The sequence below is a fragment of the Roseateles sp. genome, from assembly GCF_047654805.1.
GTDB lineage: Bacteria > Pseudomonadota > Gammaproteobacteria > Burkholderiales > Burkholderiaceae_C > Pelomonas.
The window spans coordinates 3,594,074-3,607,304 of record NZ_JASGIV010000001.1; the positions used below are offsets into that span (position 1 = coordinate 3,594,074).

Annotated in this window: 17 protein-coding genes; 7 read left to right on the top strand and 10 right to left on the bottom strand. The window is 68.2% G+C overall.

Annotated features, from left to right (window positions below):
- Nucleotides 1–37 precede the first annotated feature (37 nt).
- Nucleotides 38–2,050 carry a DEAD/DEAH box helicase gene (locus QM732_RS16280; protein WP_415657149.1) on the top strand — a complete coding sequence of 671 codons (2,013 nt, stop codon included), beginning with the start codon at nt 38–40 and terminating at the stop codon, nt 2,048–2,050.
- Nucleotides 2,051–2,086: 36 nt separating this feature from the next.
- Here the strand turns inward: QM732_RS16280 and fdxA are convergent, their stop codons facing one another.
- The 6 genes from fdxA to QM732_RS16310 all read right to left on the bottom strand — a co-directional run bounded on the left by fdxA (nt 2,087) and on the right by QM732_RS16310 (nt 6,147).
- On the bottom strand, nt 2,087–2,422 hold the full coding sequence (gene fdxA, locus QM732_RS16285) for a ferredoxin FdxA (RefSeq protein ID WP_415657150.1): 336 nt from the start codon (nt 2,420–2,422) through the stop codon (nt 2,087–2,089).
- A 59-nt stretch (nt 2,423–2,481) separates the two neighbouring features.
- Complete coding sequence (locus QM732_RS16290; protein WP_415657151.1) at nt 2,482–3,261, bottom strand: MBL fold metallo-hydrolase; 780 nt, start codon at nt 3,259–3,261, stop codon at nt 2,482–2,484.
- A 100-nt stretch (nt 3,262–3,361) separates the two neighbouring features.
- Nucleotides 3,362–3,721 (bottom strand): RidA family protein, encoded by a 360-nt coding sequence (locus tag QM732_RS16295; protein WP_415657152.1) that lies wholly within the window; start codon nt 3,719–3,721, stop codon nt 3,362–3,364.
- A complete protein-coding gene (gene plsY, locus QM732_RS16300; RefSeq protein WP_415657153.1) occupies nt 3,718–4,374 on the bottom strand; it encodes a glycerol-3-phosphate 1-O-acyltransferase PlsY in 657 nt (218 codons plus the stop codon). Before plsY ends, QM732_RS16295 begins: the two co-directional genes overlap by 4 nt.
- 129 nt (nt 4,375–4,503) lie before the next feature.
- Nucleotides 4,504–5,511, bottom strand: coding sequence for a PEP-CTERM sorting domain-containing protein (locus QM732_RS16305; protein ID WP_415657154.1), 1,008 nt, complete (start codon nt 5,509–5,511; stop codon nt 4,504–4,506).
- Nucleotides 5,512–5,652: 141 nt separating this feature from the next.
- The gene (locus QM732_RS16310) at nt 5,653–6,147 is read right to left on the bottom strand and encodes an aminoacyl-tRNA deacylase (RefSeq protein ID WP_415657155.1); all 495 of its coding nucleotides are present in this window, start codon (nt 6,145–6,147) and stop codon (nt 5,653–5,655) included.
- A gap of 90 nt (nt 6,148–6,237) precedes the next feature.
- Here QM732_RS16310 and QM732_RS16315 point away from each other — a divergent pair, with 90 nt between their 5' ends.
- From QM732_RS16315 to QM732_RS16330, 4 genes are read left to right on the top strand one after another with little or no spacing between them, the layout of a single operon-like run.
- Nucleotides 6,238–6,786 (top strand): DUF2975 domain-containing protein, encoded by a 549-nt coding sequence (locus tag QM732_RS16315; protein WP_415657156.1) that lies wholly within the window; start codon nt 6,238–6,240, stop codon nt 6,784–6,786.
- A gap of 8 nt (nt 6,787–6,794) precedes the next feature.
- A complete protein-coding gene (locus QM732_RS16320) occupies nt 6,795–7,025 on the top strand; it encodes a helix-turn-helix domain-containing protein (protein ID WP_415657157.1) in 231 nt (76 codons plus the stop codon).
- A 5-nt stretch (nt 7,026–7,030) separates the two neighbouring features.
- A complete protein-coding gene (locus tag QM732_RS16325; protein WP_415657158.1) occupies nt 7,031–7,759 on the top strand; it encodes a hypothetical protein in 729 nt (242 codons plus the stop codon).
- Between the two features lie 2 nt (nt 7,760–7,761).
- Entirely contained in the window at nt 7,762–8,373 is a 612-nt protein-coding gene (locus tag QM732_RS16330) for a hypothetical protein (RefSeq protein ID WP_415657159.1), read from the top strand.
- Between the two features lie 13 nt (nt 8,374–8,386).
- Here QM732_RS16330 and QM732_RS16335 read toward each other — a convergent pair whose 3' ends face one another.
- The 3 genes from QM732_RS16335 to QM732_RS16345 form a co-directional block, all read right to left on the bottom strand.
- On the bottom strand, nt 8,387–8,884 hold the full coding sequence (locus QM732_RS16335) for a DUF4442 domain-containing protein (protein WP_415657160.1): 498 nt from the start codon (nt 8,882–8,884) through the stop codon (nt 8,387–8,389).
- Nucleotides 8,885–8,948: 64 nt separating this feature from the next.
- On the bottom strand, nt 8,949–10,643 hold the full coding sequence (locus tag QM732_RS16340) for an acyl-CoA synthetase (RefSeq protein ID WP_415657161.1): 1,695 nt from the start codon (nt 10,641–10,643) through the stop codon (nt 8,949–8,951).
- A gap of 93 nt (nt 10,644–10,736) precedes the next feature.
- Nucleotides 10,737–11,264: a GNAT family N-acetyltransferase gene (locus QM732_RS16345; protein ID WP_415657162.1), complete on the bottom strand. Its 528-nt coding sequence runs from the start codon at nt 11,262–11,264 to the stop codon at nt 10,737–10,739.
- Between the two features lie 42 nt (nt 11,265–11,306).
- Here QM732_RS16345 and QM732_RS16350 point away from each other — a divergent pair, with 42 nt between their 5' ends.
- Together QM732_RS16350 and QM732_RS16355 are read left to right on the top strand one after the other, a co-directional pair.
- Nucleotides 11,307–12,209, top strand: a complete 903-nt coding sequence (locus QM732_RS16350) for an alpha/beta fold hydrolase (RefSeq protein WP_415657163.1) — start codon at nt 11,307–11,309, stop codon at nt 12,207–12,209.
- Nucleotides 12,206–12,991, top strand: a complete 786-nt coding sequence (locus QM732_RS16355) for a substrate-binding periplasmic protein (RefSeq protein ID WP_415657164.1) — start codon at nt 12,206–12,208, stop codon at nt 12,989–12,991. The genes QM732_RS16350 and QM732_RS16355 overlap by 4 nt, the downstream gene beginning before the upstream one ends.
- On the opposite strand, the gene QM732_RS16360 is transcribed toward QM732_RS16355, so the two are convergent.
- The gene (locus QM732_RS16360) at nt 12,972–13,223 is read right to left on the bottom strand and encodes a DUF4212 domain-containing protein (RefSeq protein ID WP_415657165.1); all 252 of its coding nucleotides are present in this window, start codon (nt 13,221–13,223) and stop codon (nt 12,972–12,974) included. The genes QM732_RS16355 and QM732_RS16360 overlap by 20 nt on opposite strands.
- Nucleotides 13,224–13,231 lie beyond the last annotated feature (8 nt).

A 13,231-nucleotide genomic window follows, 5' to 3' on the forward strand; every position in this document is an offset into this window, starting at 1 on the left:
TACAGTCGCGCCCTCTCCCCCCTCCCCCCGTCTTACGATGAGCCTTGCCGACGTGCGCTCGGCGCTGAATGCCGAGCTATCGGCCACGCCCGAGTACTACGACTTCAAGGTGCTTCAGACCGAGCGCGACGGTCCGCTGTGGCGCGTCACTCTGGAGTCCGGCTATGTGTTCGCCGAAGGCCAGCAGCCTGGCACGGCGTCGGCACAGGCGCTTCTTGACGACAGCCTGGACGGTGCTTCTGCCTGGTGGGGCGCGCCGGCAAAGGGCGGCGCCAGCGTGCTGGCCGTACTTGCGGAGGAAGACCAGTTGGTGCTGCAGAACGCGAGCAGCCCGCCGCCGCCAGCCGGACACCTGATTCGCCTGTACCCGACCCGCTTCCTGAACGCCGTCGCCGACGCTTGGTGGGACACGCCCTGGGCCGAGCAGGCGCTGGCCTGCCTGCCCGACCTCCCCGCTCCTCGGCCGCTGAGCGGCGGCACAGCGCTGACGGGCGAGCCCTTCCGCTGGCTGCGCCCGGCACAGCGCGCGGCACTGGCCCTGACGGGCTTCAGCAGCGCCTTCCTGTGGGGGCCACCGGGCACCGGCAAGACGACGACGCTGGGGGTTCTGCTCGCCGAGTACCTTGACCGCCATCCCCACGCCCGCGTGCTGCTGCTGTCCACCACCAACCACGCTGTGGATCTGGCCACACTGGCCGTCGACAAGGCGCTGCACAAGGGCCGACGCGGGCATTGCCGGGCGCAGGTGCAGCGGCTGGGCACCCGCTTCGACGCGGCCGCCTACGAGGGCCGCGAGCACCTGCTGCCCTCGCAGGACCGAGACCTCATCACACGCCTGGCACGCACCGAGGCCGCTCGACCATCGACTCGGGATGCCACCGCGCTAAAGGCCTGGGCCGACCGCGTCGCGGCCTTGCGCGACGAGCTGCGCAGCGCCTCGCTGAAGGTGCTGCGGCGCTGCCGTCTGGCCAGCATGACGACTACACGCGCCGCCTTCACGTTGAGGACGCTGCGCGAGCTGGTTCCAGACAGCGAGCCGCCCTTCGACCTGCTGGTGTTCGACGAGGCCAGCCAGGTCAGCCTCGCTCATGCCCTGGCACTGATGCCGCTGGGCCGCGCCCGGCTGTTCGCGGGCGACCCGCAGCAGCTATCGCCAGTGGTTCGCAGCGACGACCGGCTTGCGCACCGCTGGCTTGGCCGCTCGGCGTTCGCCGAAATGCCGCGCGCCGGTGCGTCTGTGGCGCTACTGGACGAGCAGTCGCGCATGGCAGCGCCCATAGGCGACCTCGTCAGCCAGCTGTTCTACGACGGTGCGCTGCGCGTTGCTGCCGATGCGCGTGCATCGGCCGACTGGCAGGCCGCCCGGCACCGTGCGCTGCGCGACATTGGGCCGGATACGCAGGTGCATGTGCACCGGGTTGCACGGGACGGTGGCTGGTCTGCGCATGAGCGTGGGCCGGTGCGGCGCGAGTCGGCCGAAGCCATTGCGTCGCTGGTCGCCGACGCCCTGGACAGCGGCGACTGGCGACCCGATGAGCTGATCGTGCTGACGCCGTTTCGCGCGCAGCGGGCACTGATACGCCAATGCCTGCGCGCCCGCGGCGTGCCGGATGCGCTGCGCGTCAGCACCGTGCACCGCGCCCAGGGCAGCGAGGCGCCCGCTGTGCTGTTCGACCCGGCAGACGGCGCACAGCCCTTCTTGCAAGGCGAGGAGGCGCAGCACCTGCTCAACGTGGCACTGAGTCGCGCGCAGGCCAAGCTGATACTGTTCGTGTCGCCAGCGGATGCCACGGGAGCGCTGCTGGCACCACTGATGCGCAAGCTGCGGCTCGCGGCAGACGGGCGGGCCGCGCAGCCGCTGCTGGAGCTGGCGCGCCACCCTGACTTCCCCGCCAACGCCGTTGGCCGGCGCGTGACTGCGGGGCGCCACAGCGGCGAGGTATCGCGCGCGAGCCCGGACGGGCAGCAGTTCTGGCTCGTCAACGCCAGCACCGGCGCCGAGCAGCTGTTCGATACCGGGTTCTGGCAGCGCCGGGCACGCGGCGGCTGATCCGCCCCGACGCCACCACGCCCGGGCCGCCTCAGCTCACCAGGCGGTTTGCAGCCGGGCCAGCTTGCCGGTCACGTCGGTCCAGGCTGCATGGTCGGCCGGTGGGGCCTTGGATGCCGTGATGGGGAGCCAGCCTGGCGCTCGCGCAAGCTGCGCATTGAGCGCCACGAAGGGCGCTTGCTCCGGCGTCACCTCGTTGGCCCCGACGATGGCGCCCACGGGGCATTGCGGCACGCACACCGAGCAGTCGATGCATTGCTCGGGGTCGATGACGAGGAAGTTCGGGCCTTCGACAAAGCAGTCCATCGGACAGACGCTGACACAGTCTGTGTACTTGCACTTGATGCAGGGCTCGGTGACGACAAAAGGCATGGAAGTTCGGCACGGCCGGCCCCGAGGGGTGCCGCGCGCGCCTGGCGGCGCATCTGGATTCAGCTGGGAAGGCGGTAGTTTGCCGGGCCGAACAGATCGATGCCGCATTCCAGCTGCTCCACCCAATCGATGAACTCGCCGACCGCCGCACCCACCATGGGCGAGCCGTGCTGGGGCGCAATCATCTGGATGTCGAGCTGGCGCACCATGGACGCCCACAGGCGCAGCACCTTGTTGCTGACCATGTAGCGACGGTGAAAGCCCTCCATGCGCGGGATGTGTGCGGCCAGCGACGTGACGGGCTGCTCCGGGTTGAGGCTTGCACCCAACGAAGCGCCAAGGTCGCCGGAGAACAGGACGCGGCTGACTGGGTCGTAGAACTGGAAGTTGCCTTCGGCGTGCAGGAAGTGCGCTGGCAACGCCCACAGTTCGAAGCGATCGGCGCCAGCGCCCAGTTGCAGGCGCTCGCCAGCGTCGGGCATGCCGATGATGCGGCCGGCCGTCTTGCCAGGCTTGCAGAAGTGTGGCGCGAAGCGCTCCCAGACGCGGGAGATGTAGACAGGAGCCTCGGTCGCCGTCATCCAGCGGTCCAGTGACGCGATGATGTCCGGATCGGCGTGTGACGCCAGGATCGCGGCCAGCTTGTGCGGCGCAAAGAACGCCGACATGCCGAGATAGAGCTCGTTGTAGGCAATGTTGCCGCCGGGGTCCAGGATGGCCCCGGTGTCACCATTCACGAGCAGGAACTGGTTGGCCTGGACCGCCTCGCCCCCCTCCTCGCCAAGGCGGCAGAACATGACGCAGACATGCCGCCCCTGGCGGAACAACTCGATCGACACGTTGGCGGTTCCCTCTTTGGAAGAACCGGCAGGCTAGCGCCGCCACCCGTGCGGCGGCTTGTCAATGATCAAGGCAAGGGCATTCAGCCCGCGGGATTCTTCAGACCGCCGCGGTGACGACGATCTCAACTTTCCACTCCGGGCGTGCCAGGCCGGCAATGACAGTGGCGCGAGGCGGTGTGTGGCCGGCGGACACCCAGGCGTCCCAGGCGGCATTCATGCCGGGGAAGTCGGCACGATCGGCCAGGAAGATCTGCGCCATCAGGATGCGGCTCTTGTCGGTGCCGGCGCGCGCCAGCAGCTTGTCGATGGCGGCAAGTACCTGGGCCGTCTGGCCGGTGATATCCGCACCAGCATCCTCGGGCACCTGGCCAGCGAGATAGGCCACGCCGTTGTAGACGGCCATCTCCGACAGGCGGGCACCGATATCGAAGCGTTCAACGGGGTTGGAGGTGGTCATGCTTTCTTCCGGGTCTTGATGGATTTGACAGGGGGGGCTGCTGCCTTCTGGCCCAGCCGGCTTTCGGTGCCGGCCAGCAGCTTCTTGATGTTGGCCTGGTGGCGCCACACCAGCAGCAGGCCCATGATGATGAGGGCCAGCGCGGTGGGGCCGGCTTCCCAAATGAGCAACTGATACATCGGCGCGAAGGCGGCCGACACGATGGCAGCCAGCGAGGAGTAGCGGCTGAACCAGGCAATGATGGCCCAGGTCGCCAGCGTCGCAACCCCTAGCAGGGGGTTGAGCGCGAAGATGACGCCGGCCGCCGTGGCCACGCCCTTGCCGCCCTGGAAGCGGAAGAAGACGGGCCACAGGTGGCCGAGGAATGCGGCCAGGCCCACCATCGCGGCCGTGCCCTCTTCCAGCCCGAAGCGCGGGCCCCAGATCAGCACGGCCAACACAGGGAGGTAGCCCTTGAGCGCGTCGAACACCAGCGTCAGGATGGCCGCGGCCTTGTTGCCCGAGCGCAGCACGTTGGTGGCACCGGGGTTGCCGGAGCCGTAGCTGCGCGGGTCCGACAGGCCCATCGCACGGCTGACGAGGACGGCGAAGGACAACGAGCCTACGAGGTAGCCGGCGACAGCGGCGAGCAGGGGGAGGAGGGTCTCTTGCATGCCCGTCATTGTGCGTTGGTCGCCCGGCTGCTTCGCCACTGACGCCCCCGGGTAAGTCCCCGAGGGAGGTTGCCTGCATTGGAAAAGGCCCCGCATCGCGGGGCCTGGTTCAACCAGCGCGGCGTGCAGTCAGAAACGGCGGCGGCGGGCGGCACCGAGGCCGAGCAGCGCTGCGCCGACAAGCAGCATCGCTGCGGGTTCGGGCACCGTGTTGCCCCCTCCAGGCTCGCCGATGCTCGCGCCCGCCAGGCACAGGCGGTCGACGCGGTTGCCCTCGTCGAGGAAGAGACAGCCCTTGGTGTCAACGGCGACATAGTCGCCACGGTCGGCACCGAACGGCGAGGAGCCTGTGGCCAGCGTGATCATCGTGCTGGTACCGAAGTCCCACATGTCGACGTCACCGTTGTTATTGTTGATGATCAGGTTGCCGTTGAGCGCGCCTCCGATGATCATGCCGGTGCCGTCCGCACTGTTGCCAGGCACGCTGATGAACGGGCCGACCGCGGCGCCCGTGGCGATGTTGTAGCCCTGGATGCCGCCGGACTGCTCGAGATAGGCAGTCAGACCGTCGGGGGAGACCGTCACGCCGTCGCCAAAGGCGCCGTTGATGAGGCGGTAGCTGCCGGCACCGCCGGCCGCCAGCGGGTCGATATCGATCAGGCCCGAACCGCTGGTCGCGATGATGTGCCCATTGGGCGCGCCCCACATGCCGAGGTAGGGGCCAGGTGTCACGCCCGTCAGCACGTGATCGATGGTGCCGTCGTTCTTGAACTGGACGAAGCGTCCCGAGTCAGCCCCGTAGGCCAGGCCGCCAGCTCGGGCATAGGCCGCAGTGAACGACGAACTGCTTGCCGAGCCCAGGGCGGTGCCCGGCGCCTGGCCGTCGGCATTGTTGAAGACGTAGCGCGTACCGCTGACGGACACCAGCACGTTGCCGCTGCCGCTCACGGCGACACCGAAGGGGCCGTTGCAACAGCCCCCACCGGTGACGGAGCTGAAGTCCGCAAAAGTCGTCAGCGAAAAGCCGTTGGAGGTACCCGCAGCGGTCAGCGTCAGACTAGCCTGGGCTGGGGTCGAGAGGGCGATAGCAGCGGCGGCAAAGCCCCAGATCGCCGCAACACGAGTGAAGGATCTCATGGCGTCTCCTTGGTGAACTGGTCACGACCGCTCCCAAGCATTTTTCAAGCCATGCGCCATAAATGATTGATTTATATCGAATCTATTGCAAACAAACCCAATAAATGACACATCATGTAATTTTCGTCGACAGCGAGCGGTCTAGGCGGCAAGCGCGCAATGGACTGGCCGGGCACCCAGCAGATCGACGAGCACCTTTGGCTCGATGCCGACCAAGTAGCCGCGCCGGCCGCCGTTGATGCAGATCCTCTCCAGTGCCAGGATGCTGGCCTCGACGAATACCGGCATCGCCTTGCGCACGCCGAACGGCGACGTGCCGCCAACTTGGTAGCCGCTGTGGCGCTGGGCGACATCGGGCTTGCAGGGTTCGATCTTCTTGCAGGGAATCTGCCGCGCCAGCTCCTTCAGGCTGACCGTGCAGTCGCCATGCATCAGCACGATCAGCGGATCCGCCTTCTCGTCCTGCATGACCAGCGTCTTCACGACGGCATGCTCGTCCACGCCCAGCTGCTTGGACGATTCCGACGTGCCGCCGTGCTCCACGTAGTCATAGACATGCTCCGTGAACGCGACGCCAGCGCGCTTCAGGGCTTGGGTCGCGGGGGTCTCGCTGACGTGGCTGCTCTTCTTGCTCATCCCCTGATTCTCGGGGACGGGCCATATCGTTGTTTCGCGATCGACAATTATTGTTTTACAGTAAGTTTTTCTTGTTTTACGACGGACGCCATGCCTGATTCCTTTTCCGCCGAGGGCCTGCGGCGCATCCGCCGCCTCGCCTGGATCGTGCGGCTGCTCAGCCTACTGGGCGTCGTCGTCATTGGCACTCTGCCATTCATCTTCTGGGCCCAGCCCGACTGGGTGGCCGAAGTTGCCGCCCGTACCTGGAACCTCGGCAAGCTGCAGATCGACCTCGGCTCACGGCTGTGGGGTCTGGCGGCCTCGCTGCTGCCCACGTCGGTCAGCCTGTTCGCGTTGTGGCAGATGTGGGCGCTGTTCGGCTGCTTCGCCCAGGGCGAGCTGCTGGCACGCCGCCCCGCCCAGCACCTGCGCCGGCTGGGGCTGGGCCTGTGCGCGCTGGCGGCCGCCCAGCCGCTGGGCCACACGCTGGGCATCCTCGCCGTGACGTGGGGCAACCCCAAGGGCGAGCGACAGCTGTGGTTCGGCCTGACGTCGGACCACTACCTGGCACTGCTCTTCGGACTGCTGCTGCTGGCCCTTGCGCAGGTGCTCTCCGAAGCCGCTCGTGTCGCCGACGAGAACGCCGAGTTCATCTAGAGCTTTCGATGCCCATCGTCGTCACCCTCGACGTCATGCTCGCGCGCCGCAAGATGCGCTCGCGCGAGCTGGCCGAGCACATAGGAATCACGGAGGCCAACCTGTCGCTGCTCAAGAGCGGCAAAGTGCGCGGCGTGCGCTTCGACACCCTGTCGCGCATCTGCGAAGCCCTGCAATGCCAGCCCGGCGACCTGCTCGCCTGGGAGCCCGGCCCCGAGCCTCCCAACGACCCCACCTGAGACTCATGCGAATCCTGCTCGCCTGCCTGCTGGCCGCGGCCTCGGCCGCCCACGCTCAGACCGAAGTGCTGCCCGCCGTAAAAACGGAGCTCAAGCGCGACAAGGGCGTCATGCCCTATGCGCGCATCAACGACTTCCTCGCCAAGCTCGGCAAGCATGGCGAGGGCCTGTTCCGCATGGATTTCCGGGTCGACGCGGACAAGACCACCCTCGCGCTGCAGGACGTGCGCATGGTTGTACGTAGCGACGAGGCCGACCACCCCATCCAGCTCGACGCCGAGGGGCGCTTTGACCTGCCACTGCTGACCGAGGCCGAGGCCAGGTCCGCAGACCTGGCCACCAACGCCGGCCAGGGCAAGCTGGCCGTGCGCGGCAGCGTCGAGCTGACGACGCCGCCAGAGCAACTGACGCTAGCCAAGGTGCGCCAGATCATGCGCGTGGCCCGCACGCTGCGTGAAGAGTTACTGCCCTGGTACCTGCGCTGGCTCTTTCCGCGCATCCAGGCGGTACGCATCTGCAGCGCCACGCCCAACTGGGAGCTGGAGTGGCGCGAGAACGGGCAGCTGCTAGGCCTGCCTCTGCCCGTGGCCGCCGGCGAGCCCGACCCCGACGCCACCAAAGGCGCGAAAGGCGCAAAAGGCCGGCCCTGCGCGCTGCTGACCGGCCAGGAGAACTGGCCCGACGCGGCCCGCCTGGTGTCGCCGGCTGGCACCAAGCTCAGTGTGAAGTTCTAGGCATGGTGGACCACCGCTGGATCGCACGTATCGCCGTCGCGGCCCTGCACGCAGGGTTGCTCGCGCTGCTGTGGCTGCATCGTCCACCGCCGCTGGAGGACGCCGGCAAACGACGGTTGACGACGGTGCGCCTCGTGCAGCCTCGGCAGTTACCGCCTCCGCCCGAACCGCCGGCCACCCTTGCGCCGCGCTTGCCGTCGCCCGATCTACCCATACCGGCTCCGCCTGTTTTCAGCACGGAAACACCCTCGCCCGTCGCAGTCAGCCCGGCAACCGCCGCCCCCCCAACGCCCGCCGCCGCTGCCGAGCCGCCCCGGACCACGCTGCGTCTGACGCTGCCGCCCGGCTATGCAGCGTCCGCCAGCACCCGCAGCGCCGCGCTGAACGATCCGCGCAGCAACACCCGGCGCCTCACGCTGGAGGACCGGATCGCGAATGCCGCCGCCGTCACCGCGGACTGGGTGGAGGAGCGCACCAGCGATGGTCGCATGCGCAGGCGCCGAGGCGACACCTGTGTGGAGACCGAGGAGTCCCGCATCGCCACCATCGACCGCTTCAACGAGAACGTCGCGCCGCGCGCGGTCAAGATGACGGGCAAGCCCTACAAATGCTGATGGGCACTCCGGCTTAGCGCAGCTTGCGGATCGACATGCGATGAGTGATGCGGGCCACCGGTTGCTCGCGAAGCTGAGATGGCACGGTCACAATCACCTCGACATCGACGTCCTGCCGCTCGCCGGTGGAGAGGGCCTGCTCGCATGCAGCGTAGATCTCCCGGCCCTGGGCGCAGCTGAAATGCGCGGTACCGGTCAGCTTCTTGAAATACTCCGAGCTGGCAGCCCTGACCAGGGGCACGACGCGATGACCCGTCTCCGGCATGAACTTCATCGCGAACAGCCCCGCGGCGGCATCGGCACCGGTGGCGATGGCCCCGAAGAACATGCCGTTGAACGGGCTGCGCGTGCGGCGCGACAGCGCGATGCTCAGCGTCACGCTGTCGTCGGAAAGTGCCACCAGCCTGAGCCCCGCGTAGCGCATCATCGGCGTCGCCGCGACGCCGAGCCGAAACAGCAATCGCGTCCGCCAGGGCTCTGGCAGGCATTTCGCAAGCTGGGTCGCGATCATGGACGTCTCCTTGGTCCACTTGAACGCATGGCATTTCATGCCAATGCCTGTGGCGGCGCAACGCTCAGCTAGACGGCGGTGCAGCAAGCTCCTGCTCGCGCTGGCGCAGCACGCGACGCTGCACCTTGCCGGTGGTCGTCATCGGCAGCGCGTCGATGAACTCGATCTCCTTGGGGTACTCATAGGGTGCCAGCCGCTCCTTCACATGGGCTTGCAGAGCCCCGACCAGCGCCGCGTCGCCCGCATGGCCCTCGGCCAGCACGACGTAGGCCTTCACGACAGCGCCGCGCTCCGCGTCAGGCTTGGGCACCACGGCCGCGTTGGCCACGGCAGGGTGCTTGAGCAGGCAGTTCTCGATCTCGCCTGGACCGATGCGGTAGCCGGCGCTCTTGAAGACGTCGTCGGCGCGGCCCTCGTACCGGAGCGTGCCGTCGGCGTCCATGCGCGCGAGGTCGCCGGTGCGGCACCAGCTGTCCGCCGGGTCGCCAGTGAACTTGGCGCGAGTCGCAGCCACGTTGTTCCAGTAGCCGAGGAAGAACACCGGGTCGGGCTGGCCGTGGCGGTCGCGAGCGTGCACGGCCACCTCGCCGATGTCGCCAGGCATGCACTCCTGGCCTTCGTCGTCGATGACGGCCACGCGATGACCTGGATAGGCGCGGCCCATGCAGCCCGGCTTGGCCGGCCACAACGCCTGGCAGTTGCCGACGACGTAGTTCATCTCAGTCTGGCCAAACATCTCATTGACCGGAACGCCCAGGGCGTCCCGGCACCAGGCGAAAACGGCGTCACCCACCGCCTCGCCAGCGCTCATCAACGCGCGCAGCCGTAGCCCGTGGCGCTGCGGCCGGGGCTCGGCCTTCATCATGGCCTTGAGCGCGGTGGGGAACAGGAAGCTGTGCGTGACACCGTAGGCCGCCATCAGCTCGAAGGCCTTGGCCGCCGAGAAGCGGCCCTGCCAGGCGACGATGGGCCGGCCGAAGTACAGCGTGGGCAGCAGCGCATCCATCAGCCCTCCCGTCCAGGCCCAGTCTGCCGGACTCCAGAAGACCGCGTCGCTGGGCTTGCTCGCGTCGAATGGATCGAAGCCGAACCAGTCCTGGCTCGCGACGAAGCCGCTCAGGTTGCCCACAAGCGCCCGCTGGGGAATCAATGCGCCTTTGGGCTGGCCCGTCGTGCCGCTGGTGTAGATCAGGATGGCCGGATCGCCGGCCTTGGTACCTACCGGCTTGAAACGAGCCTCCTCGGCTTGCAGGGCCTGCATCCATGACAGCTCGTCACAGTCCACCGGGCACTGGCCGACGACGAGGATGCGCCGCAGCGCCGTGCAGCGCGCCTTCACCTCACGCAGCGCCGGCAGCGCCTCGCAGGCGGCGATGGCCAGCACGGCGCCGCTGTCCTGCAGCCGGTACTCCAGCGCCTCGGCGCCAAACAGCATGGACAGCGGCATCGCGACCGCGCCGATCTGCTGGATGGCGATGTGGGCGACAGCCGTCTCGAAGCGCTGCGGCAGCACGATGGCCACTCGGTGGCCACGGCGCACGCCCTGGCCCAGCAGCGCGTTGGACAGGCGATTCGCGGCGCGCTGCAGCTGGGCATAGCTGTAGGTTGCGCGGCAGCCGCTCTCGCTATCGAAATGGATGGCCGGGGCCTTGGGCGTGTCGCGCGCCCAGCGGCCACAGCAGGCCTCGGCGATGTTGAAGTCCTCGGGCACCTGCCAGCGGAAAGCGGCGTGCAGCTGCTGGTAACGGTCTTCCGCCATGGGCCACCCCGATCGGGACAAGGGGGCGAATGCTAGCCAGCCCGGTCGGGACCGGCCTAATGGATTGCCCGGAGCCGACGCCGGGCTGTCAGCTCAGAGCCCCAGCCAGGCGGAGGGTGACCACATGCTGGGCCGGTCACCGTCGCTGTAGCGCTCCAGGGCATCGCCCGTCAGCCGGCAGATGCGCCATTCAGGCATGACCGTGGCGCCCAGCTTCTCATAGAAGCGGATGGCGTCTTCGTTCCAGTTCAGCACCGTCCAGTCGAAACGTCCATAGCCGCGCTCGCAGGCCAGTTGGGCCAGGTGCACCAGCAGCGAGCGCCCCAGGCCGCTGCGACGGTGGGCCGGACGCACGTACAGGTCCTCCAGGTACAGCCCCGGCTTGGCCAAGAAGGTCGAGAAGTTGGTGTAGTACAGCGCGAACGCGACCACCTCGCCGTCGACTTCGCCGAGCATGCATTCCGCAACCGGGTCATCGCCGAACAGGTGCGGGGCCAGCTTGTCGGGCGTCACCTCGAGCAGATGGGTCAGATGCTCGAACTCCGCGAGTTCGCCGATGAGCTGGACGATGGCGGGCAGATCGCGCGGCTCGGCGGCGCGCAGGGTGGGACGTGAGGGCATGGCAACCATTGTCGACGGACTGCGTTGTCCTACAGTGCGTATATGCCCGATGTCTACATCCCGCGCCGCACCCTTAGCAGCGAGTTCCTGGCCCTGCGCGGCCTGCGCCACCACATGCTGCGCTGGGGTCAGCCCTTGCCTGGCCGCCCGCCGCTGGTCATGGTGCATGGCTGGATGGACGTCGGCGCCTCCTTTCAGTTCGTCGTCGACGCGCTGGGCGACGATCGCGAGGTCATCGCACTGGACTGGCGCGGCTTCGGCCTGAGCGAAACGACGGGCGCCGACTGCTACTGGTTCCCCGACTACCTCGGCGATCTGGATGCCCTTCTGGATGCGCTGAGTCCCACGGCACCTGTGGACCTGCTGGGCCACAGCATGGGTGGCAACGTAGTGATGAGTTATGCCGGCGTACGCCCGCAGCGGGTGCGGCGCCTGATCAACCTCGAAGGCTTCGGCATGCCTGACACCGCGGCGGCCGCGGCGCCCGAACGCCTGGCCAGGTGGCTGGACGAGCTGAAGGAGCCGCCATCGCTGCGCCCCTATGCGACGCTGGCCGACGTGGCCGAGCGGCTGATGAAGAACAACCCCCGCCTGCCCGCGGCGAAGGCGGCCTGGCTGGCACGGCACTGGGCGCGTGAAACGCCCGAGGGCTTCCAGCTCAACGCCGACCCCGCACACAAACTGGCCAACCCGGTGCTCTACCGCAAGGCCGAGGTGCTGGCCTGCTGGCAGCGCATCGCCGCGCCGACGCTCTGGGTCGAAGGCAGCGACGACCAGTTGACGCGCTTCTGGGGCACGCGCTATCCGCGCGACGACTTCGAGGCCCGGCTGAGCCTGGTGCCGGCCCTGGAGCGCGCCGTGCTGCCGGACGCCGGCCACATGCTGCATCACGATCAGCCAGAAGCGCTGGCGGCACTGCTGGAACCATTCCTGGCCGGCGCATGAGGCGGCCCTTTCTGGCGCTTGTGCTGGCACTGGCCCCGGCCGTCGGCCAGGCCGGCTGCACGCGCGATCTCAGCGTCGGCATCTCCGAGCTGGGATTTGGAGCCTATCTGCAGGACGGCAAATGGCGCGGACTGGCGCCCGACCTGGTCGCCGAACTGGCGCGGCGCAGCGGCTGCCACGTCAAGTTCGTATCCCGTCCCCGAGCCCGCCTGCTGCTTGAGTTCGAGAGGGGCCAGCTCGACCTCATCACGTCGGCCATGCGGGCCGAAGAGCGCGACCGCGTCGGGCAGTTCCTGCCATATGCCTATGCCACGATGGACCTCATCTTCGTCGGGGACTCGCCACCTCGCTCGCTCGAGGCGCTGCGCCGGCGGCCCGATCTCAAGCTTGGCATCGTGCGCGGCGTGCGGCTGGGCCGGCTCAAGGACGGCGTGGACGCCCTGCTCGCCGCGCGTCAGGCCGAGTACTCGCCGGACTACGACAATCTCGCCGCCAAGCTGTCGGCCGGGCGGCTGCAGGCGGCCATCATCCCCAGCGTGATTCACGCCAAGCTGCGCCGAGACGGCTTGTTGCCGGCCCACGCCGTGACCGTTGACCTGCCGGAAAACTCGCCGGAAGCCATCGGCCTGTACCTGCACCGCGCCAACATCCCGCAGGTGGACCAGCAGCAGTTGCAACGCCACCTGGAAGCGATGCGCCGAGAGGGATGGGTGCAAGCCAGCTACGTCCGTTACGTGGGCGAGGCCGAGACGCGGCGGCTGTTCAGGAGCGAGGCTCGTTGAACTCCCGCTCCAGCCGGTTCATGCGCCAGGCGTAGACGACGACGATGGCGCAAAAGCCCAGCAGCGCCCCCTGTGAGGCCAGCCAGAAGGCCAGCGGCCAGCCGAAGACCTCGACGCTGAGCTCGCGCGCGAAGAACACCGGTGCGAAGCCGACAACACCCCAGGCCAGCAGCAGCCAGGCGGTGAGGCGCCGGGTACGGCGCCAGTAATCGACGGGGGCGGAAGCTGCCATGGCGTCAT